Source organism: Paenibacillus sp. EC2-1 (assembly GCF_049311625.1).
Taxonomy (GTDB): domain Bacteria; phylum Bacillota; class Bacilli; order Paenibacillales; family Paenibacillaceae; genus Paenibacillus_AQ.
The window spans coordinates 51,053-75,910 of the sequence record NZ_CP186007.1 but is presented as its reverse complement, the minus strand read 5'-3'; the positions used below and the strand labels follow the sequence as shown (position 1 = coordinate 75,910).

22 protein-coding genes are annotated in these 24,858 nt (G+C 47.1%); all 22 read left to right on the top strand.

Going from position 1 to position 24,858, the window contains the following annotated elements:
* The first annotated feature begins 90 nt into the window (after positions 1-90).
* The 22 genes from ACK8P5_RS25830 (at position 91) to ACK8P5_RS25725 (ending at position 24,854) form a co-directional block, all read left to right on the top strand.
* The gene (locus tag ACK8P5_RS25830) at positions 91-858 is read left to right on the top strand and encodes a hypothetical protein (protein WP_422661778.1); all 768 of its coding nucleotides are present in this window, start codon (positions 91-93) and stop codon (positions 856-858) included.
* Between the two features lie 3 nt (positions 859-861).
* Positions 862-1,347, top strand: a complete 486-nt coding sequence (locus tag ACK8P5_RS25825) for a hypothetical protein (protein WP_422661777.1) — start codon at positions 862-864, stop codon at positions 1,345-1,347.
* A 13-nt stretch (positions 1,348-1,360) separates the two neighbouring features.
* Positions 1,361-2,041 (top strand): hypothetical protein, encoded by a 681-nt coding sequence (locus tag ACK8P5_RS25820; RefSeq protein WP_422661776.1) that lies wholly within the window; start codon positions 1,361-1,363, stop codon positions 2,039-2,041.
* A gap of 4 nt (positions 2,042-2,045) precedes the next feature.
* On the top strand, positions 2,046-2,504 hold the full coding sequence (locus ACK8P5_RS25815; RefSeq protein ID WP_422661775.1) for a hypothetical protein: 459 nt from the start codon (positions 2,046-2,048) through the stop codon (positions 2,502-2,504).
* Positions 2,501-2,932, top strand: a complete 432-nt coding sequence (locus tag ACK8P5_RS25810; RefSeq protein ID WP_422661774.1) for a hypothetical protein — start codon at positions 2,501-2,503, stop codon at positions 2,930-2,932. Before ACK8P5_RS25815 ends, ACK8P5_RS25810 begins: the two co-directional genes overlap by 4 nt.
* Positions 2,933-2,942: 10 nt before the next feature.
* Positions 2,943-4,841 carry a terminase large subunit domain-containing protein gene (locus tag ACK8P5_RS25805; RefSeq protein ID WP_422661773.1) on the top strand — a complete coding sequence of 633 codons (1,899 nt, stop codon included), beginning with the start codon at positions 2,943-2,945 and terminating at the stop codon, positions 4,839-4,841.
* Between the two features lie 59 nt (positions 4,842-4,900).
* Entirely contained in the window at positions 4,901-6,064 is a 1,164-nt protein-coding gene (locus ACK8P5_RS25800; RefSeq protein ID WP_422661772.1) for a hypothetical protein, read from the top strand.
* A 69-nt stretch (positions 6,065-6,133) separates the two neighbouring features.
* Positions 6,134-7,108 (top strand): hypothetical protein, encoded by a 975-nt coding sequence (locus ACK8P5_RS25795; protein WP_422661771.1) that lies wholly within the window; start codon positions 6,134-6,136, stop codon positions 7,106-7,108.
* A gap of 153 nt (positions 7,109-7,261) precedes the next feature.
* Positions 7,262-7,459 (top strand): hypothetical protein, encoded by a 198-nt coding sequence (locus tag ACK8P5_RS25790; RefSeq protein WP_422661770.1) that lies wholly within the window; start codon positions 7,262-7,264, stop codon positions 7,457-7,459.
* Between the two features lie 94 nt (positions 7,460-7,553).
* The gene (locus ACK8P5_RS25785; protein ID WP_422661769.1) at positions 7,554-8,480 is read left to right on the top strand and encodes an N-acetylmuramoyl-L-alanine amidase family protein; all 927 of its coding nucleotides are present in this window, start codon (positions 7,554-7,556) and stop codon (positions 8,478-8,480) included.
* 13 nt (positions 8,481-8,493) lie between these two features.
* Positions 8,494-8,784, top strand: coding sequence for a hypothetical protein (locus tag ACK8P5_RS25780; RefSeq protein ID WP_422661768.1), 291 nt, complete (start codon positions 8,494-8,496; stop codon positions 8,782-8,784).
* A gap of 60 nt (positions 8,785-8,844) precedes the next feature.
* Positions 8,845-10,815 (top strand): hypothetical protein, encoded by a 1,971-nt coding sequence (locus ACK8P5_RS25775; RefSeq protein ID WP_422661767.1) that lies wholly within the window; start codon positions 8,845-8,847, stop codon positions 10,813-10,815.
* Positions 10,808-12,337, top strand: a complete 1,530-nt coding sequence (locus ACK8P5_RS25770; RefSeq protein WP_422661766.1) for a hypothetical protein — start codon at positions 10,808-10,810, stop codon at positions 12,335-12,337. The genes ACK8P5_RS25775 and ACK8P5_RS25770 overlap by 8 nt, the downstream gene beginning before the upstream one ends.
* A 5-nt stretch (positions 12,338-12,342) precedes the next feature.
* Positions 12,343-13,440, top strand: coding sequence for a hypothetical protein (locus ACK8P5_RS25765; RefSeq protein ID WP_422661765.1), 1,098 nt, complete (start codon positions 12,343-12,345; stop codon positions 13,438-13,440).
* 79 nt (positions 13,441-13,519) lie between these two features.
* Entirely contained in the window at positions 13,520-14,668 is a 1,149-nt protein-coding gene (locus tag ACK8P5_RS25760) for a hypothetical protein (RefSeq protein ID WP_422661764.1), read from the top strand.
* Positions 14,669-14,721: 53 nt separating this feature from the next.
* The gene (locus tag ACK8P5_RS25755; protein WP_422661763.1) at positions 14,722-15,297 is read left to right on the top strand and encodes a hypothetical protein; all 576 of its coding nucleotides are present in this window, start codon (positions 14,722-14,724) and stop codon (positions 15,295-15,297) included.
* A gap of 25 nt (positions 15,298-15,322) precedes the next feature.
* Positions 15,323-16,423 carry an Ig-like domain-containing protein gene (locus ACK8P5_RS25750; RefSeq protein WP_422661762.1) on the top strand — a complete coding sequence of 367 codons (1,101 nt, stop codon included), beginning with the start codon at positions 15,323-15,325 and terminating at the stop codon, positions 16,421-16,423.
* Complete coding sequence (locus ACK8P5_RS25745; RefSeq protein ID WP_422661761.1) at positions 16,420-16,857, top strand: hypothetical protein; 438 nt, start codon at positions 16,420-16,422, stop codon at positions 16,855-16,857. Before ACK8P5_RS25750 ends, ACK8P5_RS25745 begins: the two co-directional genes overlap by 4 nt.
* 17 nt (positions 16,858-16,874) lie before the next feature.
* On the top strand, positions 16,875-19,844 hold the full coding sequence (locus ACK8P5_RS25740; RefSeq protein WP_422661760.1) for a hypothetical protein: 2,970 nt from the start codon (positions 16,875-16,877) through the stop codon (positions 19,842-19,844).
* Between the two features lie 16 nt (positions 19,845-19,860).
* Complete coding sequence (locus ACK8P5_RS25735) at positions 19,861-23,265, top strand: hypothetical protein (RefSeq protein WP_422661759.1); 3,405 nt, start codon at positions 19,861-19,863, stop codon at positions 23,263-23,265.
* A gap of 48 nt (positions 23,266-23,313) precedes the next feature.
* Entirely contained in the window at positions 23,314-23,724 is a 411-nt protein-coding gene (locus ACK8P5_RS25730) for a hypothetical protein (RefSeq protein WP_422661758.1), read from the top strand.
* 20 nt (positions 23,725-23,744) lie between these two features.
* Entirely contained in the window at positions 23,745-24,854 is a 1,110-nt protein-coding gene (locus tag ACK8P5_RS25725; protein WP_422661757.1) for a hypothetical protein, read from the top strand.
* Positions 24,855-24,858 lie beyond the last annotated feature (4 nt).

Below are 24,858 nucleotides of genomic sequence, written 5' to 3'. Positions count from 1 at the left end.
AAGATGACAAAGCCCTATCCTCGAAGTGACCAATGAAGCATCGTCGAGCGTGTAGGGCTTGTCGTCATACCATGAAAAGGTGGTGATTCTATGTCCGAACCGGTGAAGAAAAAGAAGAAGAAAAAGTCTCCAAAAAAGAAAGAAGCGTTTGACTTGGAGCTAGTCGACTTCGGAGACGAACCGGAAGAACTAGCGTCGCTCGCTGTTGTCACACAGGTGGACTCCATTGAGTTACCGTCCGTATGGGGACAGACCGCCGCGAATGTTGACGAGATCCGAAAAGCTCGATCGATGTATAACATGAAACACGGATTCCTCGCGAACGTACCGATGATCTGCAAGGATACTAAGTGTCCCTTGAAAGACGTTTGCTCTATCGCGCCAGGACAGCGACCAATGGGACAGCGATGTCCTGTAGAGATAGCTGCAATTATTACACTATACGATCGCTTCGTCGAAGCTCTGCAGGTAGGTGACGATTACTTCGCCCAATCACAGATCAAAGACTTAGTTGATACAGAGGTTAAGCTTCTACGTGCGGGAGGCGTTCTTGCTTCTGCCGATCATTTTATAGAGGATGTAGCGTTTACTGTTGACGGTAACGGAGATCCGGTTACAGCGCCGCAGCTTCATAAAGCGACAGAGTACGAAGAGAAACTACTCGCTCGCAAGAGGCAGATTCTTGGGGATCTGATGGCAACACGGAAATCCAAGAAAGAAGAAAAACAAGTGTCGGATCCTTCCTCATTCGCAAGTACATTAATGGCTAAAGCGATGAAGGCTATGCAGCAGATGCCTATCGTAGTTGATGGCGATTATGAGGATGTCAATTCTGACACAGTTGACGAGGAGGTTTAAGTTATGGGAGTAATGGGTCAATTGCTTCGTTCCAACATGGATGCAGCGACACAAGGACTGTTCTCAGATCAGGTACGACAAGGTGTAAAGACAGGTGTTCATTCTCTTGGACGGGGTACACCCGGCAGAGAGGCAGTGAGACAGAGTAGAAGAGATTTAGATATGGCACTAAAAGACCTGTCACCAGCTGAGCGTAAAGCAAGACTCGCTCCAGGAGCTAATACTGCAGAGGTTCAGGCTCTTCGTGATGCAGAAGCTATGCGGGCTGGTGAGATCACCGACGGAATCAAGTCGCTTGGTACTGCAGCAAAAGACTGGGCTCTAGGGCGTGACGTAGCTGATGGAAGAGCTATGACTCTGGCGAAACGCTATGGTGCAGTTGCCGCAGGATCTGTTGGACTCGGTACAGCCGGCCGATTCTTAACGGGCGGAGATATGACGCACGATAACCGAGGGAATCGTGATATCGCCGGAATTCCGTTTATCTAAGGAGTGATCTAGTATGATCGGTGGCCTAATTAGTGGAGTTTTTGGTGGGGCATGGACTGTAACAAAGAATGCCGGTCGTGCTGTCAGAGGTGGAACGAAACAGGTCAATGAGGCTGGCGAGCATATTACCCGATCTTCCATGGGTCGTTTAGTAGACGATATCAAGAAAAAGGGTGAGATCGTAAGGACTGGTGTTGACGGTCCCGGAAAGTATGGGAACGATTGGTTCGAGCGGCAGGGAAATCGTGTGAAGGCAACATTCGGTGTACTCAGTGACTCCACCTTAGGAGTCCTGGGACAGGGTGTGGGGTTTGCCGGCAAGAACACGGTTAAGTTGGGAGCCGGGGCTGCAGCTGCAGCCTTCGTCCCCACCGTTAAAGGTCTAGGTCACCTCACCAAGGGTACGATGGATCTTGTCGGAGATACCGCAATCAACGCGGCTGGTCTCGTTCACCATATGACGAAGTCGCCTTATGGATCTGCGGCGTTATTCGGAGCGCCTATCGCGCTAGCCTTTGGAAAAGGTGCGTTCGACGAATATGGTGGAACGAACATGAGAAAAGAAGCGATCCAAGCAACGATTCAAAATGGAGAGATTGAAGCTCTCCCAGGTATGGTTACGCCAAGCCCGCGTAGAATAGATAACTTTGGCGCAGATGGGGACCTGGTCTTTGCGATGCATAATATGAGGTGATCAAATGAGCGTAACCAGTTATGTTATGAAGAACATGAAAGGCATGGGTGGAGTGTCCGCTATGGCCGCAATTGGTGCTGGCGTAGATGGTGTCACGACTTACATGGGGCGTCGATCTGAACATCCAGATGAATCAACGACGACTAGCGCGGCTATCGCAGCTGGTACGGCTGCAGCATGGCTGGTAGCTGAACCGTTAATGTGGGGTATTACTCTGGCCGGAGCCGCTAGCACTTTAGGTAGGGAGTTTATTGATGAGGGACGGGAAAACCGTTTAGATAAAGCGGCTAATGCTAGCCGTGTCACAAATGAGAAGGGTGTAAATACCGGGACACTTGGCGGTCGATTCCATGACAGTCAGCAGGCGGCAACGATGCGCCAGCGGCAGATGGATATGATGCGTCAACATCGTCTTGCGACTGAGACGATCCTCGGGAGCGAGGCTCGGCAATTACATAGGTGACGATAATGCCACAGATCATTTCAAACCAAGATGCAGAAAATTTGCGGTTGTATACGGGGCTCGGTGTAGCCGGTGTAGGGTTAGGTGCTGCGACCGTTATGTACTCCAATTCAGCGAAGCCCAAACCGAAGCCCCAAAAGAAACCTAAAGGCCCGCAGCCAATACCATTCGACGCGAAGACACACACAGGGGTGATGGTCGGGATCGACAACGGTTTTGATTCTGACATGTACGATCTTGCCGTCAAGATGAATGACGTAACTGAAATGAATCGATATCAGGCAGATGCGAAAAAGAAATGGGAGGCACTGTCTCCAGACAGGCAAGCGAGTTATGACGGTTTTATTCGCGATCCCCTTGATGGTCATGGCCGAAAGCCTCGCCCGAAATGGAAGCAGACTGTGGCTAAAGCTGTGAAACGATTGTAGGTGAGGTTTAATGCAGATATTACAAAATGTCAGCGATGAAATCCTAAGCCCAGAAGAAAGGGCGCGCTGGCAAGACGAGTACGACCAGATGTATGACCAGACACAGAAGTGGATGAAGAAGTCCAAAGTGAAGTTTAGCCCAGAAGAGATGTATTATTTTACATTGATGAAGATCCCAAAACTTTGGGCAGCGGAAACCTTGAACTGGATCTGTCGTGATTACCAGGAACCAATGCTTCAAGAGATGGTGGACTCCAAAAGGGTTTCACTTCGCTTAGGGCGTCGTCTTGGGAAAACAGACTCAATGTGCGTTACGATTATGTATTATGCGACGACGCAGCCGAATAAGGCGCCAAACTCTGTTCAGTATAATATCCTAATCGTCACACCGTATGAGGACCAGATACAACTCATCTTCACCCGTCTGCGTCAGCTGATCGATATGTCGCAAGGCCAGATCGCCCCGAGCCGGGATATCGAGAACCATATCGAGTTACCAAATGGTACGATCATCCATGGTATGACTGCGGGCTCTAAGTCGGGGTCTGGCGCGGCGAATACGCGGGGTCAGCGTGCGGACTTGATTGTACTCGATGAAGCTGACTATTTAACAGAAAATGATATCACGAACATCATGAACATCCGTAACGAAGCGCCGGAGCGTATTCGTATGATCGTGGCATCTACACCATCTGGTCGACGTGATTCGTATTACAAGTGGTGTACAGGTGCGACATTGGCTTATACGGTTGACGAAGAGACGACTGCAGCAACAGGGCGGGTAACGTATCATCGAAAAATGAAAGGGTTCTTAACGAACTCCGATGGGACGGATAAGCTCAATCCTAAGGGTGGTAAGATTCGCGATGGTAATGGCTGGACGACAATCCACGCACCATCGACGGTAAACCCAGAGCTGCTTAAGATCAACCCAGATACCGGATTGACATATATCGAAGAGCTTCGTCTGGATCTTACAGAGCTACGGTTTACTCAGGAGGTTATGGCAGAGTTCGGTGAAAGTGTCTCTGGCGTATTCTTGAAAAAACATATTGACTTAGCTATCGATCTTGGTAAAAAATTAAGAGTAGATTATCGCACAACAGACTTCGAGCGGAATGGTCCTCGAATCTTGGGCGTTGACTGGGATAAATCAAAAGCTGATACCAACATGGTCGGCATGGAGTGGAATTACGAGCATAATAAATTTATTCCGTTCTTCCGGAAAGTTATCCCTCGGGGTGACTTTACTTACCAGAATGCCGTTCAAGCGATCAAGGATGCAGATAGAGAGTTTCAGTTTGATTTCGTAATGTGCGACGCCGGTCATGGCGAAAATCAGATCGAGCAGCTGAGACAGTGGTACATGAAGCATCCCGAGATGGGTAGCGCGAAGAAGATTGAGCGCGTGCATCTCGGCGAAAAGATCACGGTCTATGACCCGGTAACCAAAAGACCCGAGAAAAAGGATATCAAGCCGTTCATGGTTAACAATGCGGTATGGATGTTTGAGCGTGAGATGGTTGCTCTCAATCCATCAGACCGAGATACAATCACGCAATTTGAAGCCTACGAGGTTAAATCTTGGGGATCAAGTGGACGTCCGACGTACACAGATGAGAATGAACATATCCTCGACTGTATCGTGTTTTGTTTATTTGGCTTCATCAAGCACTTTGATGATATCTTGAAGGTTACCAAGGCGAGCGCCATCTTCGCATTGAAAAATGCGATCGATCGCCGTCAACGAGATAGTATCAAGAAAAGAGATATTACAACTCCGTCGCCAGAACAAAAACAGGCGGAGAGAGTTGCGAGAGCGCTAGGGGTACGTCCAAATCCCAATCGAGAGTCGGGATATTCTCCAGCACGAAGGAGTTTTGGAATGCCCTCAAGAAGATCCTTTTAGGTATTCTTGTCCGGAGACCGTGGCTGGACTCCATGTTTTATGATGGGAGAGTGAATAATATGCACCCTTGGGAGCGAGAGCTTCTAGAGTATCGTCCTCGACTCGGATTAAATCAAAACATCTTATCGACGATTGCCGAAAAGGAAGCCGGTGAAAAACTCTATGAGCCGTCTGTCGTCGCGAGACGTGCGGCGAACGTCCTGGGTTCGGATGTCGTTGATAATCTAATGGCGACATTATCGAGAGCATCAGATATACTGAGTAAGACGGACAAATGTCTAAGCAATAATCCAACTTACCAGAAGTATCGTGCCGCAAAGGATGAAGGGGATTTAATCGAGGCTAAGGATGTCATTTATGACAATATCAATAATATCAACGGTATTCCTCAGTTAGATGTCATTCCGATCCTTGAAGATTTAAAAGATGAAATGGAGAGTTATTTAGACTTCATGAATCGAGAACTCTTTGACGGCGAGGCCGATTACGATGATACGACGTCGATCCGAAAGAAGGAAGAGGACCTAGTTTCGAGCGTCCTGCGGTTAGAGTCGGAGGGGAAATCGGTGGATTATAGTCGGTTATCTACTCGAGTACAGGCGATCGCAGCGTGTGGAGATCGCACTGGCTGGTATCGAGACACTGTATCTCGGTGCGATTCTTACCTTACTTCAAAGATAAAGGATTACGCGTTGGACGATGTTGAGGGTCTTATGAGGTATTTAGATAAGACACCCGAGGAACATATTCCGCTCATGAAAGAGACTATGGAAGCTGCATATCGCAAGAGTGCGGCTCAGGCGATCGCTGCGTACGACAACATGGAGCGCGTCGGTGGAAAAGAATTCCGTGATTTTCTAGATAAGCAGATGTCAGAAACTCGAAAGAAAGTGCATACGGTTTATGACACTTTGCTGACCGGATATGATGATACTCCGGAGAGTCCTGGAGCCGAAGCCTTCAAGATGTTGTACCAACAGAATGCCGATCAAGTACCACAAACGTTTCAATACATGGTTGTCGAGAACATCGGTAACACCGTGTTGAACGCCGAGCAGACAGAGCATTATTTTAAAAACCTGCATGCAAAGAAAGAGGCGCAGGAATACAACAATCTCTTGTCACTGGTAGATGAGGAGTACGATCGCGGAAATCCGGATCGTGAGATTCCGCGATTCATAAAGACTCATCAACTTGAAGCTCCGGGTACTTATTGTGGGTAGCCCCGCGCATTGGCGCGACTACATATAGGGGTTAACAAAGCCTCACCCGTTTGTAGGAGATGATTTCCTATGGCAAACAACTTCTTCAACGCTATTCGTGGTAGTCAGATTAAAGACGGAGCTATCAAAGATGTACATCTCGCTGCTGATGCTGCGATTTCCGAATCCAAATTAGCTATTGATTGGGAGACGCGCGGTAATGAGATCTTGAGCAAGAAGCTCGTCGTTGACTTCGTCCAAGTTGATAACGTCGCTATCACCGCGTCGTCAGTCAGCGTAAATTTGACCGCCAAAGTGTCTGGGTCACCAGCTACAGCTGATGGAGAGCTTGGCCCGATTGTTCAAACGGGAAAGAACAAAGTCATTCTTCGCAACTCAACAACGGGCGATCCAATTATTGGTGAAGCCGGACGAGAGGTGTACGGTAGGCTGACACACGATGAAGCAGATTACATCGTTAAGTTCTACAGCCTTGATGCAATCGATGGGGAAGTTGAGCATACCTTTGCTGATGTTTCCGAAATCGATCTGCAGTTTCCACAGCGGTTTACGTTTAAGGATGTCGTTGAGACATTTGCAGCGAATGAGAAATTCGTTGACGGTGCCTCCGACATCTCATCCAGACTAGATCTGACTCAGCTGGCTAAGGACATCTTCGGATCGAGCTACCAGTATGATCATGATGGTGTGGCGAATAACGTAAAAACGGTGTTGGAGATGATCGCCGAAGAAACAAAAGCTCGCGAAGATGCAGACGAGGCCCTTGGCCTGCGTATCGACGCGATCGTCAAGCCTTATAGCGAAGATAAAGCAATTGGCACAGGTGATGCGCTGATTGGAAAAACTCGCTATACCTTGTCATCGCCAGAAGGTTTTGTTGTTGGAGCGAAGACGCTGTCTGTATATCTGAATGGTATGTTACAGATGATCGGACGCAATTACACCGAAGTTGCAGATGAAAGTGTGGCAACTAAAGGTGTAGCCATCGAGATGATGGCGCCATTCGAAGATGGGGACGTGTTCCAGCTACGCTGGTTCAAATAAATCTCAGTCTTCGTAATGCAGATCAACGACCCTCGGTTTTCATTGAGGGTCGTTTTTTGATTGCCAAGAGATGGCAGACAATGTATATTGTTCTTTAGGCATCGATGTCAATTCTGACAATGTTGTCCGCACTACGACGAAAGGGGGATCCTCATGTCACAAGCTATGTCCGAACGACAGGATGTCGAACAGGCGACACGTATTAAGTGCCGCTGGTGTGATCTCGCCGAAACCTGCGACAAGCGAGCAAGAAAAGAGAAGTACGAAAACGCAGGCTGGTCAACTCGTTGCACGATGACGCCAAAACGTGCAAAGAAAAAGAAGAAAAAGAAAGCAGCCTCTCAGAATTGACAATGTTACTATTGTCCTGTTGAAGACGGGCGTTGTATGATGGCATTGAGGGACAAAAATCCCGAGCAGCCTTTGAAGATAGGTGGTGGGACGAATGTACGATGAGTTCAATATCATCGATTGGCTGATCCCAGTAAACAAGTGGACCCGACCTGGTACGAAGATTACTCCTGGCGGTCTCGCGATCCACTGGACAGGCAATATCAACTTCGGTGCGGATGCAAAAGCTAACGCGAATTACTTCCACAATCTTAACGGATCGTATGCCTCAGCGCCATACATCTTGGATTCGGTCCGAACTTATCGTCTGTTTCCGGAGAACGAGATGGCTTACCATGTCGGGTCAAGTAATGGATATAAGACAGATCGGTTTGGTAACTACCCGAATGATAAGTTGATCGGTCTTGAGATCTGCGTGAATATGGACGGAGATTTTAAGACTACATACGATCGAGCAGTCGGGTTTGCGGCAGCTATCTTGAAGCGCTACGGTTGGGATCCTAAAAAACACATGGTCCGCCATTATGATGTCACAGGCAAAGATTGCCCGATGATGATGACAGACTATATCAAGGATCCGGCACACGTTCGCGCGAGCGTCAAATCGATGATTAAACGGAAGAAAGATGAAACGGACGCATCCTATGAAAAACGGATAGCGGAAGGTATCACCTTTATGAAGACATTAAACATCGGTGGCGTTACAGGTAATGCTTTGTGGGCTAAATTTGTTGCTGACGTTGGTGCTGCAATGTCTGGGAAAAAACCAGAATCGATCGAAGACAAGGTGGTGTACCACATGGGTAAATACTTTGCCGATGTAGACGACAATAGTTGGTCGGGCAAGATTGTGAATCAGGCTCACGAGATGAAGACTGCAAACGGTCAATCTTTGATGGGCGGTAGTACGGATGCGAAAGGTAAGCTCGTCGCAAGACCGAACGAGAATATTACTCGCGCTGAAACTGCAGCACTGATGATTCGCGCCATTAACTATGCCGTTGAACAAGCCAAGAAATAAGGAGGTGTAAACCATGCCTGTATTTACGGATTGGAGTACGGTTATCGCAGTAACACTGCTCATCGCATTTTTAACGGAGACAGTTGTGGAGGCTATTAAGACTCAGTTTTCCGTCCTCAGTGAAGGGAATATTCAACTTGTTTCTCTCGTGCTTGCTATCTTGCTCGCATTTTTAATGCAAGTAAGTTTGTTCGCGGAAGGTTCTGTAGGACTTAAGCTGGTCGGTTTTCTTATTATCGGCCTAGTCGCTTCTCGTGGGGCTAGCTACGCCCACAACTGGTTCGATAAGCTGCCAAGAAAATAATCAAACGGTTTGGAGGACGGGGTATTAACCCCGCCTTTTCAAACTTAGGGAGGTCGTCGAATGGCTCGGAAAATTTACGGACGCGGATGGTGGAGTCGTGTTAGGCTGCTCTGGAACAGAGACGAAGACGACGATTATTACGACGATGAAGATATCCAACCACCCGTATTCGAAGAAAAATTCTCCATCGGCGAAGCCCCTTCTAGTAGCGCACCACGAACCGGTGGCGGTGGGTCTGCTAAGCGTGATCCGGCTATGTCCATCATTAAGCGAATCGGGCTTGCGATGGGCGGAGATGGTGGGTCGACCGACTTTGTACCGCCTGAGTTTAACTTCGAAGATATCACCAACGCTTATAATTCCGAGGGGTATGTAAGGCAGGCGATCGATAAGTATATCGAGATGATGTTTAAAGCCGGCTGGCAATTCGTCGGGAAAAATCCTAATGCGACGGACTATGTGAAGATGCGCTTCCGCTTGATAGCCGAAGCTACTTCCATACCTACAAATCAGCTGTTCCTTGAGATTGCGGAGGATGTTGTAAAGTATTCCAATGTTATTGTCGCAAAGGCGCGGGCAAAGGATACGTCAATCTTCCAAGGTCTTAATGTCATGGGTGTCGGCGATAGTATGCCAGTAGCCGGATACTTCCCAATCAATGTTCAAACGATAAGCGTTAAACGGGACAAGTTTGGTGTAGTAAAAGGCTGGCAGCAAGAAGTCGATGGTCAGCAAGGGAAGGTTAAATTTAAACCGCAGGATATTGTACATATGTACTATAAGCGTGAAAAAGGGAAAGCCTTTGGGACACCTTTTCTCTTACCTGCACTAGATGACATTCGTGCGCTAAGGCAGATTGAGGAAAATGTACTACGCTTGGTTCACCGGAACCTGCACCCACTCTGGCATATTAAAGTGGGTCTTCCACAGCCAGAGCTGATGGCTGAACCTGGTGAGGTTGAAGAGGTTCGGAATGAAGTGGAGAACATGAGCGTTGAGGGTGGGCTTGTCACAAATGAGAGGGTAGAGATGAAAGCGATCGCGTCGAATCAGATCATTGACGCGAAAGAATATCTCAAACACTTTGAGGATCGGGTTTTCTCCGTCATGGGCGTTTCGGCGCTGATGATGGGACGCGGAAATACCGCAAACCGATCAACGGGTGATAATATCTCCGGCGAGTTCGTAGACCGCTGTAAAGCTTTCCAGCGCATTATGGCTACCTTTATTGACGAAGGCATGATCAAGGAGATTCTCATGGAAGGCGGCTTCGACCCCGTACTTAACCCGGATGATGCGGTGCGATTTATGTTTGAGGAGATCGACAAAGACTCACAAATCAAAATGGAAAACCAAGCGGTATATCTCTATGAGCATAACGCGGTTAGTGAAGACGAGATGCGTGAGATGATACGTCGTGATCCAATCGAGGATGGCGAGCAGCGAAGCCGGATGCATCTGCAGATGGTTACAATCGCGACCCTTCAAGCTGAGGCATCACTTGCTCCATCACCGACAACCGGTACAGCTGCAAGTGATCAGGATAAGAAGAAGGCCGCCACCGACAACAAAACAAAGCCCGCAAACCAACATGGTGTAAAGTCATCTCCAAAGAAAGCGACGAACAGCAGTGATCTTCGCTATCAGAAAGAGATGTTTACTGAATATACACAACTGAATGATGCTGTTAAATCATTAATTAAACGTCATTATCAGGAAAGCGGAGTATCCCACATCAATACGATTATGGCCGCGTTCCAGTATACAGAACGGAAAATGCTTAGTCTTACGATGGAACATTACGGCGAGTCAGTAGCTACAGTAATGGCGATCCCAACCAAACGGATGGTAAGTTCGATCCAGGATATTTTGATCAAGACGGTCAAAGAGATGACTGGTGATGAGGCGCTGAAACGCACGAGCGAAGTTGTGAATTCTATATTTGACGTTTATACAGACCGTGTTCATGATCTGACGACGAAGACCGCTGAAGTGTATCAATCACAGGAGGAGGTGGACGACGATGAGTAAAGCAGGCAATATCCCTCTGGAAGAATCGATCGTAAAAGGGCAGCCGATTCAGCTGCGACAAACAATCGAATTACAGTTCAGGGGTGGAGAGCTCGAAGGTCTTAAAGAGCAGAATAAGCAAATCATTTTGACTGAAAGTGCCGGATCATCCGCCGGCAAAAAGCGAAAGCTTCGTGTAACTGTTGAGGGTATTCATACGGGGATGACGAAGAATCTCACGTTCTACCCGGGGACCGCATTGGAGGCGAGCGTACCTACATGGACGACGCCACACTATAAACCGGTTCTGAAAAACCACAATAGTTATACGGAGCCCCTCGGTCGTATCGTATCTGCAGACTACGTGGAATCGACGCTAACAGATAAATACAACGTCCGTTTAATTTTAGAGTTGACCGATGAAGATGCAATTGATAAAGTTTTAGATGGAAGGTATTTAACCCTATCCGTCGGAGGATCTGCAAACAAGGTCAACTGCAGCGTGTGCGCTAAGAACATCGTCGAAGAAGGTTTCTGCGGACACTATCGCGGACGCAAATATGAGACGAAGACGGCGCATTGGATTATCGGTGAGTATACCGGTGATGAAATCTCCTTTGTTAACATGCCTGCGGACGTGCATTCTCAAGTCATCGCGGCTGAACTCGTAAGCGGTGAAGGAGGGAAGAACATGGATAAACCAGAAGAATCCGCAGCTGGAGCAACATCTGTCACTGAATCTGTTGACGATTCAGATCTTATAGATGGTATCCTCGGCGAAAATGCGGGGCAAGAAGACGACAAATCCTCTAATGATGTCAATTCTGACAATGGTACAAATGGAGATACAACGGAATCTGCTGATGATGATAATCAATCGGATGAGGCAGATAACGGCGAAGAACCAGGAAACCCAGAAGAAGACAAGAGTGATGTCAATTCTGACAATGCTCTGGAAGAAGATGTCGACGAAGATCTCCAACGTCAGCTCAAAGAAGCCAATGAAAAGATTCAAAATTTGGAGCAGAAGCTTGAGGAGTCCGAGGCTGACAATTTATTATTGTCTACCGAGGTAACCGAGGCCAAAGAAGAGAGTGAACGTTTGAAAGCCGAATTGCAGACGACTAAAGAGCATTTGCAATCAGCAGAGGACGAACGCAAAACCTTTGAATCGCAAAACCTCAAACTTGCTCAGTTTGCACGTAAGGCTTTGGCGGAGCGAGTAGTTGATCTTCGAATTATGCACGGCAAAGACAAACCAGAGGATCGAGAAACAGCATTGGCCGAATGGGCTAACTGCTCATCCAAGGTGTTACAGTCTAGCATTTCGGACTTGGTGAAGACACCACGAAACATCCCTGTCGTTGAGTCACCAGCTTATCTCGTAGACGAAGATGACGCGGTAGATGGCGACGGTGATTATGTAACAGAATCAACTGATAAGCCGGGCAAGTCAGAAAACAGAATGACCCTGGCAGATATGGAAGAGACAATGGTCTCCAAGATGTCAGAAAATTATAGTTCCTATCCGAAACGGAGGTAATGACAATGGCAGTATTTGAATCAACTGTTAAACGTAAGCCGGGAACTCGTTCCCATGCCGGCCGCTTATCTGTATCGGGTGGCGATAGCCCTGCAGGCCAGTGGCTAACCGACCCTAATCTACCTATCTTATTCCTTTACGATTACGGCGGTCCGGGACAAAAAGAAGTCGTTGTGTCTAAAGGCTTGCTCGTTGGTGTTACGCCGCAGCGATACAACGATGATTCGATCGGCTTTAAGAAAAACGCACTTACGATCGCAACAGATACAATTCGTCCTTTCGGTATGGCCCCATATAACTTTACAAAACACTGGGAAGATTTCTTGGATGGCAATCAACCTTCCGTTATCACCCGCGAATATGTAGAGCTTCCGTTACTACAAAATGCTACCGACGCTGCTACGGTTAAATACGGGGCTGCTTACAATGACGGTGCGGATAAGCTCCAAGCAAACGATCTTGTAACTTGGTCTCGTGACCCTCAGAACTTCGGTAAGATTGTGAAGTTCAATGAGTCAAAACATAAACTGTCCGATATCATCGGTCAAGTTGGTGAGGTTGAGGACGATCAAGAACCGCAAGGCTGGATGAAATGGGCTATGTGGGATGAAACAGCTCGTCGTGAAGACCAGGATGGCGTGCCGAATAAATCCGGGTACAATGCTCCGGGGGATGGCGGATATCCTTACGACCCTGAGTATGCTCGTCTTGGTAAGAACGGGGAGAATGGCTACTTCTCTCAGTACTACACAACTGAGGGTGATGCTACAGGTGTACCAGGTATCTTGGATGGTAAGAACCGTGCGATGACTGTTCACTCCCGTGATTTTAGTATCCCTGGCGGTACTACGGAAGGTACATTGGTGCAGTTTAACCTTGGCATGAAGAACATCATTGACGGCACTATGAAGCTGTTCATCAACAACATCGAGACGCCAGGCGCTCACGTAGAGCTTCGCGATGGTGTCGTAGCCTATGTTACAAAGGCAGATGATGCCGGTAAGAATGTTCGTATTGATTTCCGAGCTGAATTCTTCGGTACTCCAGCCGGATGGGATTATAAAGGATCCCTTGGAGCAGTTCGTATCTTGCTGAAATTCTAAATAAGATGGCGGGGGACAAAACTCCCCCGACTAGCTTATCAACTATACATCCCATGTGATCCGAAGGAGGATACATATAATGGCTAAAAATAATAAAGCGTTGCAGGAAAAATTGCGTACGAAAATGGAACGCAGAGAAGAGCTAACAGAGGCTGAAATCCGCGCAGTTGAATTAACTGAGGATGAGGTTGCAACCCTTAAAGATTTTGAGCGCATGATGGAAGGTGAGCTTCCAGAGAACGACTTCCGTTTGAGAGAGTTCTTGGCTACACCATCCGCACAGATCTTGATTCCTCGTGTTGTCGTTGGTGCTATGCGTGAAGCAGCTGAACCAATGTACATCGGTACAAAGATGCTTGAGAAGATCCGGTTGAAAAACGGTACCTCTAAAATCTTCCCTTCTATGGGCGTTATGAGAGCTTACGATGTGGCGGAAGGTCAAGAGATTCCGGAAGAAGGAATCGACTGGCAGACTCACGAGACACCTGAGGTTCGTGTCGGTAAATCCGGTTTGCGCCTAAGATTTACTGAGGAAGTAGTATCCGAATCTCAGTGGGATATCGTCAGCATGATGATCAAACAAGCTGGTCGTGCGATGGCTCGCCATAAAGAACAAAAAGCATTCTATCAATTCCGTAAGCACGGACATACTGTGTTCGATAACAAACAACGTATGGTTATTCCTGAGCTTGGAACGACCGGTCTTGATAAAGTGGGTAACTTCAACGATACGTTCTCTGCCGAGGACTTCTTGGATCTGATGATCGCAGTTATGGCGAATGAGTACACACCAACAGATCTGTTGATGCACCCATTGTCTTGGACTGTGTTTGCGAAGAACGAGCTGATGGGTTCACTACAGGCTAATCCTTACGGTAACTACCCTGCGAAAGGTAAGCCGACGGATATCGCATTGGGACCAGACTCCATCCAAGGTCGCTTGCCATTCAACTTCAACGTTCAATTGTCTCCGTTCATTCCTTTGGACAAGAAAGCGAAACGCTTCGATGTGTATGCGGTTGATCGTAACAACATCGGTGTCTTGCTGGTGAAAGATGACATGAAGGTCGAAGAGTGGGATGAGCCGGCTCGTGGTTTGAAAAACATGAAGATGATCGAACGCTATGGTATCGGTATCCTGAATCAGGGTAAAGCGATCGCTGTTGCGAAGAACATCAGCATGGATAAATCCTACGCAGAGCCAATCACAGTAAGAACAATCGATTAAGTGTCAATTCTGACAATGTAATAATAAACCTAAAATGAATGGAGTGTTCTTGGATGGCAGATGAACGAATTATCAAACTCGCGAGAGGGTATAACGGATTCTTCTGCCCCCAGACACGCTTTCATCTGATAGGCAACATTAAACCGCAGGCTCAATACCCTGCGGATTTGCCTTTATCGGACTCAATAAAGCGTGGTCTGCGGGGCGGTACATTAATCGATGTTAATAAGGTGTTCTCAAAAGAAGACCTTAGCTTGAAGGGTGTTCCGGTCGCAGTAGAAATTAAGCGAAATACCCCTTCGGTATCCCTCGATCCTGTGACGCTGAAACAAGCTGGCGAGGACGTTCAAGCTGGTGAATATGCTCAATCCGATAAAGATGCGACATCCTCAGTTGGGTTAGATCAAGAATCGCAGAATACTTCCCAATCAGTGTCTGGTACAGAAGGCGATGTGTTGTACGGAGAGCTGTCCGCACTTAGTAAGGAAGAAATCGATAACGGAAAGAGATCCGATCTGATCGATTTCATTAAGGGCAACGAAATCGATATGGCTGAACTGGACTTAAACTCCCGTTCGGGTATTGATGAAATCAAAGTCGCTTTGAGAAAGAAATTCGGTTACATCTAATCCAGTGAAGATGGGGTGATAGAACATGGGTAAAGGTCCTGTCGTTCTAACAACATCACCTGCGAGTTACGAGACCAGAGTGGCGACAACCGTATCTATTACGGCCGAATTTAGCGCAGATCTCGACCAGAGATATTTCAAAGATTACGTCTATCTAACCGACACGCACGGAGTTCGAATAGAGGGTCGTACAGCGTATCGAAGAAGAGTCTTGACGTTTACACCACTCACTCCGTTATCTCCGGGGATGTCTTATCAGTTTTTTATGATTGGCGATTCCGATCTCGATAATGATCAACCATCCGGATTACGAAGCATTCTAGGTGACCCGATGGCTGGTAACGTCGTTATTAATTTCACTACGGAGTCGGCGAAGTTACTCACCACACCAGACTTATCATCTCCTGCCAACGAATCTATTATTCGTTATAAACCTAGTTTTACTTGGCAATCAGTCGAGGAGGCTGCAGGTTATCAAATCCGAATCTCCAAATCGAATCGCTATGACACTCTAGTGTTTCCAGAAGAATTGTCAGGATTCCGTGTCGCAGATACGGTCATTGAGCCGGATGTAGATTGGCAAGACGGACTGCATTATTGGTCTGTTCGGAGTATGCGTAAGGATGGAACGGTTAGTGACTGGAGCCCGACATGGCAGTTTCATTACACCACGTTTGTCGAAAGACCTATCGTTGAAGATGATGCGCCACCAGTGGAGATTATGCATGAACCGATGGACCTCGATCTGGAGCTCGTGGATAGCTTCCCGGCTGCAGATGGGGCTGAGGTTCCGACAAATATTAAATCCATTTACTTCCGTGTGATCGGAGAAATAGACGTTTCACTTATAGATACTGATTCTCTATCTATCGTTGGGCATCACATTACCAATGATGACTACGAGGAATCTCATGAGCTTGTTAGTGGATCGTACGCGATCGTTCAGGACAAAGATGGTACGACTTATATCGTGTTTACGCCCGATCCATTACCGTCTGACGAGCCAGAACCAGAGCCAGAACCAGAGCCAGAACCAGAGCCGGAGCCAGAACCAGAGCCGGGACCAGAACCGGAACCAGAGCCGGATGTCGACACTCCTCCAGAAGGGCGGGTGAATCAACGATGAGCGTAGTTCAGTCATATAACGTCGGTGGCGTTATTGATGAGATTAAAAAGATTAACTTCCCTGCACATCTCTTTCCCCGTTTCACCAAGAGCTTCACCAAAGGTTTTGGTTCGGGGATAGCCGTTCCAGCCCTTCCTGGAACGTACAGCGTTGAGTATGTCTGCCCCACAGATATGGAGCTGATCAACATCTCTATCGCATGTTCGGGATATAGAGATGGAGATTACTGGGAGGCGTATTCAACCGACCCCGGTGAACCAGAGTATTGCTTAGTCGAGACGATGCCCACGAGAGAGATCGCGGAATCGATCAATATGGGCAACGTTTTATATATAGTCCATCGCCTACCTGCCGGCTCAAAAGTCAGATTTGATTTCCACAATGAATCCGGTACGAGTAAGACAGTGTGGCCAAGCTTGAGATTCTTACGATGATGAGGAGTGAATGAGAAATGTCTCTAAAACGAGCTAAATGGATCGAAGGTATTACAACCAGCCGCCGCATCCTTCGTGACCTATCTGAGATTATCACAACGGCAATTAAAGACGACGAAGGTCTCGTTAAGGCGGATGAGAACTGGGAGTTAATCTACCCACGTCCATTCGAGGAAGGCGATGTTGTTCGCGGTAAATTAGTAAAAGATACGACGGATTTAAAAAACCTACGATATATCCCCACAGGATCTCGATCTGAAACGATCAAACTTACTAGTACGGGAGATTCATCGGAAGTTACCCTGTCTGGAACGAATATTGTAGAGGGTAGCTTAGTAGTGAAGTCACTGAACGGCGTTGTTACATATGAAGCCGACACTGACTACAAATTCGTTACAGCGACTCGAAAGCTGACCTTGGTAGAAGGCGGGGGTATCCTGAGTGGAGCCGAGCTTATCGTTACTTACGATTATCGCTTTAGCAAAATTCTAGATACGGTTCCTGTTGTGGTCGAAAAAGTTCTCGATGCGCCTACAGTAGATCGTGTTGTGGCGAATTATGATTACAGCATTGACTACGCAGGCGGATTTGTTGATTTCGTCGTCCAACCTCCAAAAGCTGAACACTTTTCATTAACGTTTACCGAGATCACAGGAGTTGTAGGGCGTGAAGATCGTACGAAAATACAACTTGAACTTGATCCTATGATATCTTCGGGCCGCCGATTCAGATTGCCAATTGGTACAAAATCTATCGCGGCGAAGAAGGATTATCAAACTGTTGCAGCAGCGGTAAGCGGATTGAAAGGCACAGGTCAATTACCTTATACACTGGACAAAGTTGCGAAGAAGGTAACTTTTGATTCCGATGTATCCCTGCCATCAGGGCGGGGCGCACTGCTTGTATTCAATTGTTACGAGTTCAACAACGCATCAATGTCAACTGGTACACACCAACTGACTAGAGCACTTTTGGAACTGGATCCAACACCGGTTGGTAACAAGAAAGTGTATTCGATCTTGGGTACAAATAGCTCTCTCCAATTGAATGAGCTTGAGCCACATAGTGTTGAGCTGTATACCGAAAATACTGAACCTGTTCTAGAGTTACATCTAAGCGATCAAGATGCGAAGTATACACAGGTGGAGGCTATGGACTATATCGTGTCTTACGATAATCCAGCCATTAACTTCATCACTGAGCCATCCGATGAGTTTGTAGCTACGTTTAAATCTCGTGGCGCGATCGACCTTGAGCTAGGGCTAAGCAAGATCACTGATCGTGTTGTATTGAAGACAATCACACGCCCAGAATCTTCGCCGACAGGTTCAGTCGATAACGACTATGGCGCAATTGATCAGGCAAACAGTCTGGAGATGTATGTAGAGATTCAAAAGCCGAAGCGCCTCATTAATCCGGAGACAGGTCTTGAGCGTTATAACGATATTCGTGGAGCTCAAATTGGAACGCAGGATAATAATCACTTTATCCAGGTGCGGATGTTCGACCTATGGGATGATGCTATTCAGCAGCCGACGCGAATTTCATACAACGCAGATGGATCCGTTAAGGCCGAAGGTGCCTCGATCTCTAACTGGTCGAAATATGCTTGGTTCAAAGACTGGAAGGAATACTTGGTAGATGAGCTCGACGACGATGCCGGTATCTCTAACATGAACGACGGAATCATCTTTCAAGAGATCAAGACGAACGGTATCGACGATAACTTCCCGATTCAGTTTTGGCTGTCGACGAACAATAACCGTATCGCTATGATCCTGATGGGCGATCCCACGCTGGATCAGGACAATTTCTTGACTAGCTTTGCTTACCTCGGACGTATTCAACCGTTCTACGATACGCATTATCGGGTAAAGGTTGGCGAGGATGGTGAGGTAGTGAAAGATACAGGCGGTCAGCCGATTGTTGAGGAGATTCACGAATACTTCGGAAACGACGTGTCGGGTAACTTTGCAATTACAACCGGTTCGTCTACACTTCCAGCTGATATCGGCATTCCTCCAAAAGGTGAGGCTTATATCACAAATGTATCCGTCGCCTACAGTACGGGAGTTACTCCAGTACCTGGAGAGATGTTTGATAACACGGTGTACAGTTACTTGGTTACTTATCTTGCAGATGGTGGCGAATCGAAGCCTTCGAGTCTTAACTCGGGCAAGATCGTTGTTGGAAAGGTCGTGGCGACCGCTGGTCTGCCGACAAAAGGTATTTCGCTTAAGCTCCAATTCAATCTACCGGATGAAGCTACGGGCTATAAGATCTATCGTTTCCATGAAACGGCGAAGACGACATTCGACGCTATTCAGTCTATCAAGTATGAGAACTACAAACTGGTTAAGTCCGTGAGTAAAATGGACGCAGATCGTAACATTACTTTTATCGACGATGGAAACGATCTTCCAATGGAGCAGATGGATACAGTTGCTGGTACTCTAGTACTGATTAATAACTCTTGGAATCCAATGTATCGCTTTATCACAGGAGCTGTTCCGACTCCAAGGTCCTTCGAGTCCGTTGTTCGCGATAAGTACACCGGTTCCATTCTTGCCGTTAAATTCTCTGAGAAGTTTGGTATCGGTACAGGAACTGGAGTAAATGACATGGTGATGTATAAAACCAGATCCGGTCTAAAATATCAGCGTCATATCCCTGCGTTTATTACGACAGAAGAGTTCATGAAAAAAGAGAAGTCCGGACAGTCTCGTTATACCGGTAAATTCCACTTGAGTCCGATCTACGTCGAGCATAGCTACGACAAGCAGCGCGGTTGGCTCGATGGGGTTATGGCGGTAGATGATTCGGGTATTGCTCACCTAGACGAGTTGATCGTCGATAAGGATACACCACGTGAGGAAGTCTATAAATTCTTCCGAATTAACGCACCGTATAGCTTCTTGAACAACTCGTCGAACTACTCTTTCGGATTAGCTATCATCAAATCATCTCTTAGATGGACGAATAAATAAAAAGGAGTGAGACAGGATGCAACAGAATTTCGTATTTCGCTTCCTGTCCTCACCTTCCGATCCCCGGTTCGATAACTGGATTGATCAATCTCACATATTGACCTTTCTTAATTCCGAACCGGGAACCAATGCTCTGTTCAGCTTTCGCCCCTTTGGCTTATTACCGAGTCGAAAGGACGTCGACAATAAATTGGCAGACAGATTTAATTCCCGTGTTGTGGATCGAATTACATGGCAGACCGCCGACAAGCCCGCCCCCTCGGGTTTACCGGTTGAGGCGACCCCGTTCGCCGTCAGGTCTTACCATGAATCCGTGCTGCAGCACGGGTTTTTAGGTCTATTGAGAGAAGCTGAGGCTTTCGTTACTGGCTTGCTAACTATCTCGAGGCCCAAAGATCTGAATGCAAATGTAGCTTCGAGAAGAGCTGAGGCTGAGCTTTGGGATCGGATTGACACCCATATGCAAGGTAGGTATATCGTTGGCCGTAGACGCGAGACAATTAAGGACGCGTTATTCGAGATGATTTCCGAGTACGCTTCTCGCTCTAGACGAATGGGTGTGGAGGATCTGGCTCCATTAATCGCAAATAGTAAATACTTACCCCGCGAAGTAATCGATGTGGCCGAATTGTTATTTGCCGATCAGCTCACTATTCGCAAAGCTATTGTGGATGAAGTTACTCAAGCGGATAAGGAATTTATAGAGACACGCAAATTTCCAATACAGACAACATCCGATTCGATTATGAGAGAAACGATGAATGACAGACCTCATTTAGCTGCGGAAACGGACGACGCCCTAGCGGTAGGGCATTCGCGTTTACTAACATCCGTACGTCCGGTAATGAGGGGCGTATCATATAAGGGAGTGCTAGCAGCCGAAAAGCCGACGATGGAAGGCGTTCAAGTTTCACATTTATTAGTATCGACCCGAAAGGATAGTGAAGCATTTTTCGCTTGGGGGCGCAATGCGGAGCACCTAGATAGCAAAGAAGGATATCTAAAATCGAATCAGAACCTAGCTGAAACGCTGACGCACCAAGGTAATAAATTGACAGGTTCTTCTACCGCGGATCGATCGGATACAAAAGAGGTTACCAAGGGATCAGATACGAGGGTCGCAGATCACGGTCGGAGTGGCGAAAGTATTATTGAACGCCAACCTATTTTGGGAGGCAGGCATGCGGCAGAGTCTATAGTAAGCCGCGAACTACTATACGCAGACTACTCTACAACAGATCAAGCCCGAATTAGTTGGGAAAGAATCCTCGCTTATGGGGCGCCAATAAAAGACGGACACATCGAGTTACAAGGCGCCGAGGCAGACCGGCATGGATCTGGAGCGAAGATTGATCAGGAAGTTAAATACACTCTATTCTATGGCAGCCAGGCTATGATCGATCACACGAATATATTCGTGTCTTATGACGACAGCGAAATGTCAGGAGCTTTAATTAGCAATTGGAGACTTTACTTTGATCGAACCGGTCACAATGCTCGTATCAACGACGATGAGAATAATGTACAGGTTGAGCGAATCGGCAAGGGTTCTAGGTACGATGTTGATCCTACACTGCGTGTTGAGGACGACTCCTACAACGCAATGATCGCATGGAAGGATATGAAGATCGATAACACCGGAAAGAGATCGATGACAGTATCAGAGATGCTACTGTTCGATGACAAGATTCGAAAGAATAGTTGGCTTATGGCTCCCGATGTCCTGAAGGTGGATCCAGTAGATCTCAGTGCGAGGATTACCGAGGATGTGGGTATGCGACTGGAGAAGCTATCGAAGTCATCATGGATTATTCAGATGATTTTAAAGCTGGACGCTAATGAAAAAGCATCAATGCTGTTTGCTAATTGGGAGATGCTTAGAAAGATTGGAAAACAAAGCCGAATATCTAGTGGTTATTTGTTTTCGTTCTTGGCACAAATTGGGCAAGGTGGAGACACAGATCCAGAGATGCCAGGCGATCCAAGGACGTATCCGGCGCGAGTACATGATCCAAGTGTGAGAGCTGACAAAGAAACGAAGACTTTCGCTGAAATGTTCGATAAGCTTGCATCGTATGAGCATCTAGACGCACTATTCTTAGAGATTCTAGGGGGTGCGGAGGCTGAGCGGAATCTAGAGGCAGCTATCGAAAGGCTCGCTTCCGCAGATCGCACGGATTCCAAAAGTGCATTCATTCCCGAGGACCGAATATCGGCGAATACGGTAGGCGGAAGAGAGGCTGTCAGTAATGATAATGTGTTTGCAGATGATACAACTAAAAAAGACCGACTGTCACTGATCCACGAATATGCCACGGCGGACTCCGAAACGCTACACGCTGTCGTCAGTGAAATCATTATCTCTCACAATATCGAAAAACCAAGGGGTGCTATTAAACCCGACGGGTACCTCCTGACGAGCGACGGTTCCGCATGGGAAGACATCTGGAATAAATACTCTCCGGGTGTTGATATTATTGACGTACCTCATAGCGATTTTAATTATGAAACCCTGGCATCTCAGGTTTACGACCTAGAGACCGGCGTCCCAAAGAAAGCTATCGGGCCGATCAATAAGGCGGATGTTATTGTTCCGATCCCATTACATCATCCGCTGCCGCAGCATTTCGATCTAGGAATCGATGAGGTTCCTGTTGATAACTACGTCATCATCGATGTTATTCTCGCCATCAATTCACTTATGGAGAGATCGAAACTGCAGTATGCGGGGACGCCAGCGGAGATCGCGATGAGAGAGATGTTTTCCAAGCTTCACGCGTGGATTCAGGGCGCAGCGCCGGGGCATCCAGAATACAACCGTATGTATCGGTTTGCTCGATGGTACGCAGAGACCGTCGTCCTTAAGCTGAGTCGCCATGTACTGCATCGTACATACGACAAGTGGCTATCCGGATTTCATATTGGACAAGGATTAGGGTTAACGTACGACACATCCGGTTGGAGATACTACCCTGGGGCTAGCGTAATGCAGTCGACTGGGATTTACGATGTACTCTCTTTTGGCGTCGAAAGTTACATCGACGGCTCAATGACGATTCGGGGGTTCATCGACAACCCATCAGATGAAGGTACGCTCGATTTTTATATGAACGGTGATTTGATCTTTTCTAGGAAGGCTGCAGGTATCTTCCAAGAAACCTTCGATGTCCTGATGGGCGATAATTTATACGAATTCATTTTCCACGGAACTAGCGGAAGAGCATCCCTGTCGAGTTTAGAGATCGACGGAACCACATTTATGTCTGCATATACGACAAGCGATGACTCCGACACGAACGGCTTGAAGGCTCTTATGGAGCTGATCAAAATGTTACTTTCCTACTATGAACTTCACCATGGGGATGGTAAGATTAAAGGGATGCTGGAGTTACAACAGCGGAAGATGGTCAATAAAATATAGACTGTCAATTCTGACAATGTATAAATGAATACATGAGGAGGATTATTCATGAGTGGATATGTAAAGTATCAAGTTGAGCGTCGTCCAATAACGCCTGGTGGAAAAGTTATTCGTGGTTCACAACCGGGTGACTATGTTGCGATTCTTACGAATCCGGAGAACGTAGTACCAGCTACAGGCATACTAAACCAACCGGTCGATCTTGCATCGAGTTCGGGAGTTCAGGCTAAGTATATCCCTGTTGGATTTACGGGTCCTATACCGCCACTATCGACAGGATCATCGGCTGGAGCTAAATCACACGTTGTTGAAGTGATTGGCGAATGCTGGCTTGTTGCATCTACACACTTCTCCGTCGAATCTGCAACCGATGCAGCTGCGTCTTTGGCTAATGCCATTGGAGCGGAAAACGTTCGGATTGTTAAGGTTATCACAGGCAGAACTGAGTTCAAAATTTAATAGCGGGGCGGGCGATTATCTTGTCACTACTTAACAGAATCTCTAGCGGTTTCGTCTTCAAAGATGAGTTCGCAACCGATACGTTAAACGCAGTGTGGCAAGCATCCCCGAGTAACGACGCACGGTTTAGCTTAACCGAGAGATCCGGGGTTCTTCGTTTGAAACACGGAGACCCCGATCTCTTTATTCTGATGAACTCACCGCGTTTTGATTTCGTTTTTGAGATTGATACGGATTACGATCCAGTCCGGGCATCCGACCAGGGTGGTATCGTAGCATTCCGCGATCAGGAGACGAGAATCGAAATGCTTGAATACTACGACCCGATTAAAGGAACCTCGATGAAATTCAATAATCTGAGGATGATCCGTCGTTCCGATCTTTTTGAGGGATATGGTAGTAATGATGGCGGGAAAACGTGGGAGCTCATTGGGGTGTCGTATCTCAGCGCTCCGAAGATTGGAATGGTATTACACGGAGTACAAGAAGGACAGTCTGATACGATGGATGTATTGGAAGCCCGAATGTATCGAGACACAACCATTCAGATCGGTAACTTGAGTGAGGGGCTTGTCATTAAATTATTAAACGATAAGGGTGTCGAGATTGGAACACAGACCTGCAAGACCGACGAAGACTATGTAAAGATCGACGTTAGTAAGCAGACGTTTCCACTCGCAGGCTCTGTGAGGCTCTACGATACGACAGGGATGATGATCGCTGATACCGGCGTCATTTCCGATATGTGGGGCGGAGATGTCTTTTGGTACGGCATCAAACTAGATATTGAGATCGATGGTACACTACTTCGTCAGGATCGAGAATTCCAACTCGGCAGTATGCAATCGGGGATCATCGAGCGCAAGCTAGTTATCATTAACAACAACGATATTCCCGTCTACAATATTCGGGCGGCAATAGCGGCATACTCCGATTATAAGGGATGGGAATGGGCCGATATTACCGTAGAGACATATGGACAGCCGGGTGCGTACAAAGACACGGCCTACATAGGAACGATGCAGCCGAAAGAGAGAATCACCTTATGGATGAAAGTAACGAAACAGCCACAGCAGCAAATCGCCAGTTTGAGCGATTATAAGTTCCGAGTCACATTTGGAAGTGGGTGATAAT

What these genes read in the sequence shown, in the direction of transcription:
- ACK8P5_RS25790 (WP_422661770.1), top strand. Translation starts at nt 7,262, where the DNA reads ATGTCACAAGCTATGTCCGAACGACAGGATGTCGAACAGGCGACACGT.
- ACK8P5_RS25825 (WP_422661777.1), top strand. Translation starts at nt 862, where the DNA reads ATGGGAGTAATGGGTCAATTGCTTCGTTCCAACATGGATGCAGCGACA.
- ACK8P5_RS25795 (WP_422661771.1), top strand. Translation starts at nt 6,134, where the DNA reads ATGGCAAACAACTTCTTCAACGCTATTCGTGGTAGTCAGATTAAAGAC.
- ACK8P5_RS25815 (WP_422661775.1), top strand. Translation starts at nt 2,046, where the DNA reads ATGAGCGTAACCAGTTATGTTATGAAGAACATGAAAGGCATGGGTGGA.
- ACK8P5_RS25770 (WP_422661766.1), top strand. Translation starts at nt 10,808, where the DNA reads ATGAGTAAAGCAGGCAATATCCCTCTGGAAGAATCGATCGTAAAAGGG.
- ACK8P5_RS25780 (WP_422661768.1), top strand. Translation starts at nt 8,494, where the DNA reads ATGCCTGTATTTACGGATTGGAGTACGGTTATCGCAGTAACACTGCTC.
- ACK8P5_RS25730 (WP_422661758.1), top strand. Translation starts at nt 23,314, where the DNA reads ATGAGTGGATATGTAAAGTATCAAGTTGAGCGTCGTCCAATAACGCCT.
- ACK8P5_RS25745 (WP_422661761.1), top strand. Translation starts at nt 16,420, where the DNA reads ATGAGCGTAGTTCAGTCATATAACGTCGGTGGCGTTATTGATGAGATT.
- ACK8P5_RS25800 (WP_422661772.1), top strand. Translation starts at nt 4,901, where the DNA reads ATGCACCCTTGGGAGCGAGAGCTTCTAGAGTATCGTCCTCGACTCGGA.
- ACK8P5_RS25820 (WP_422661776.1), top strand. Translation starts at nt 1,361, where the DNA reads ATGATCGGTGGCCTAATTAGTGGAGTTTTTGGTGGGGCATGGACTGTA.
- ACK8P5_RS25735 (WP_422661759.1), top strand. Translation starts at nt 19,861, where the DNA reads ATGCAACAGAATTTCGTATTTCGCTTCCTGTCCTCACCTTCCGATCCC.
- ACK8P5_RS25805 (WP_422661773.1), top strand. Translation starts at nt 2,943, where the DNA reads ATGCAGATATTACAAAATGTCAGCGATGAAATCCTAAGCCCAGAAGAA.
- ACK8P5_RS25760 (WP_422661764.1), top strand. Translation starts at nt 13,520, where the DNA reads ATGGCTAAAAATAATAAAGCGTTGCAGGAAAAATTGCGTACGAAAATG.
- ACK8P5_RS25785 (WP_422661769.1), top strand. Translation starts at nt 7,554, where the DNA reads ATGTACGATGAGTTCAATATCATCGATTGGCTGATCCCAGTAAACAAG.
- ACK8P5_RS25740 (WP_422661760.1), top strand. Translation starts at nt 16,875, where the DNA reads ATGTCTCTAAAACGAGCTAAATGGATCGAAGGTATTACAACCAGCCGC.
- ACK8P5_RS25765 (WP_422661765.1), top strand. Translation starts at nt 12,343, where the DNA reads ATGGCAGTATTTGAATCAACTGTTAAACGTAAGCCGGGAACTCGTTCC.
- ACK8P5_RS25755 (WP_422661763.1), top strand. Translation starts at nt 14,722, where the DNA reads ATGGCAGATGAACGAATTATCAAACTCGCGAGAGGGTATAACGGATTC.
- ACK8P5_RS25830 (WP_422661778.1), top strand. Translation starts at nt 91, where the DNA reads ATGTCCGAACCGGTGAAGAAAAAGAAGAAGAAAAAGTCTCCAAAAAAG.
- ACK8P5_RS25775 (WP_422661767.1), top strand. Translation starts at nt 8,845, where the DNA reads ATGGCTCGGAAAATTTACGGACGCGGATGGTGGAGTCGTGTTAGGCTG.
- ACK8P5_RS25750 (WP_422661762.1), top strand. Translation starts at nt 15,323, where the DNA reads ATGGGTAAAGGTCCTGTCGTTCTAACAACATCACCTGCGAGTTACGAG.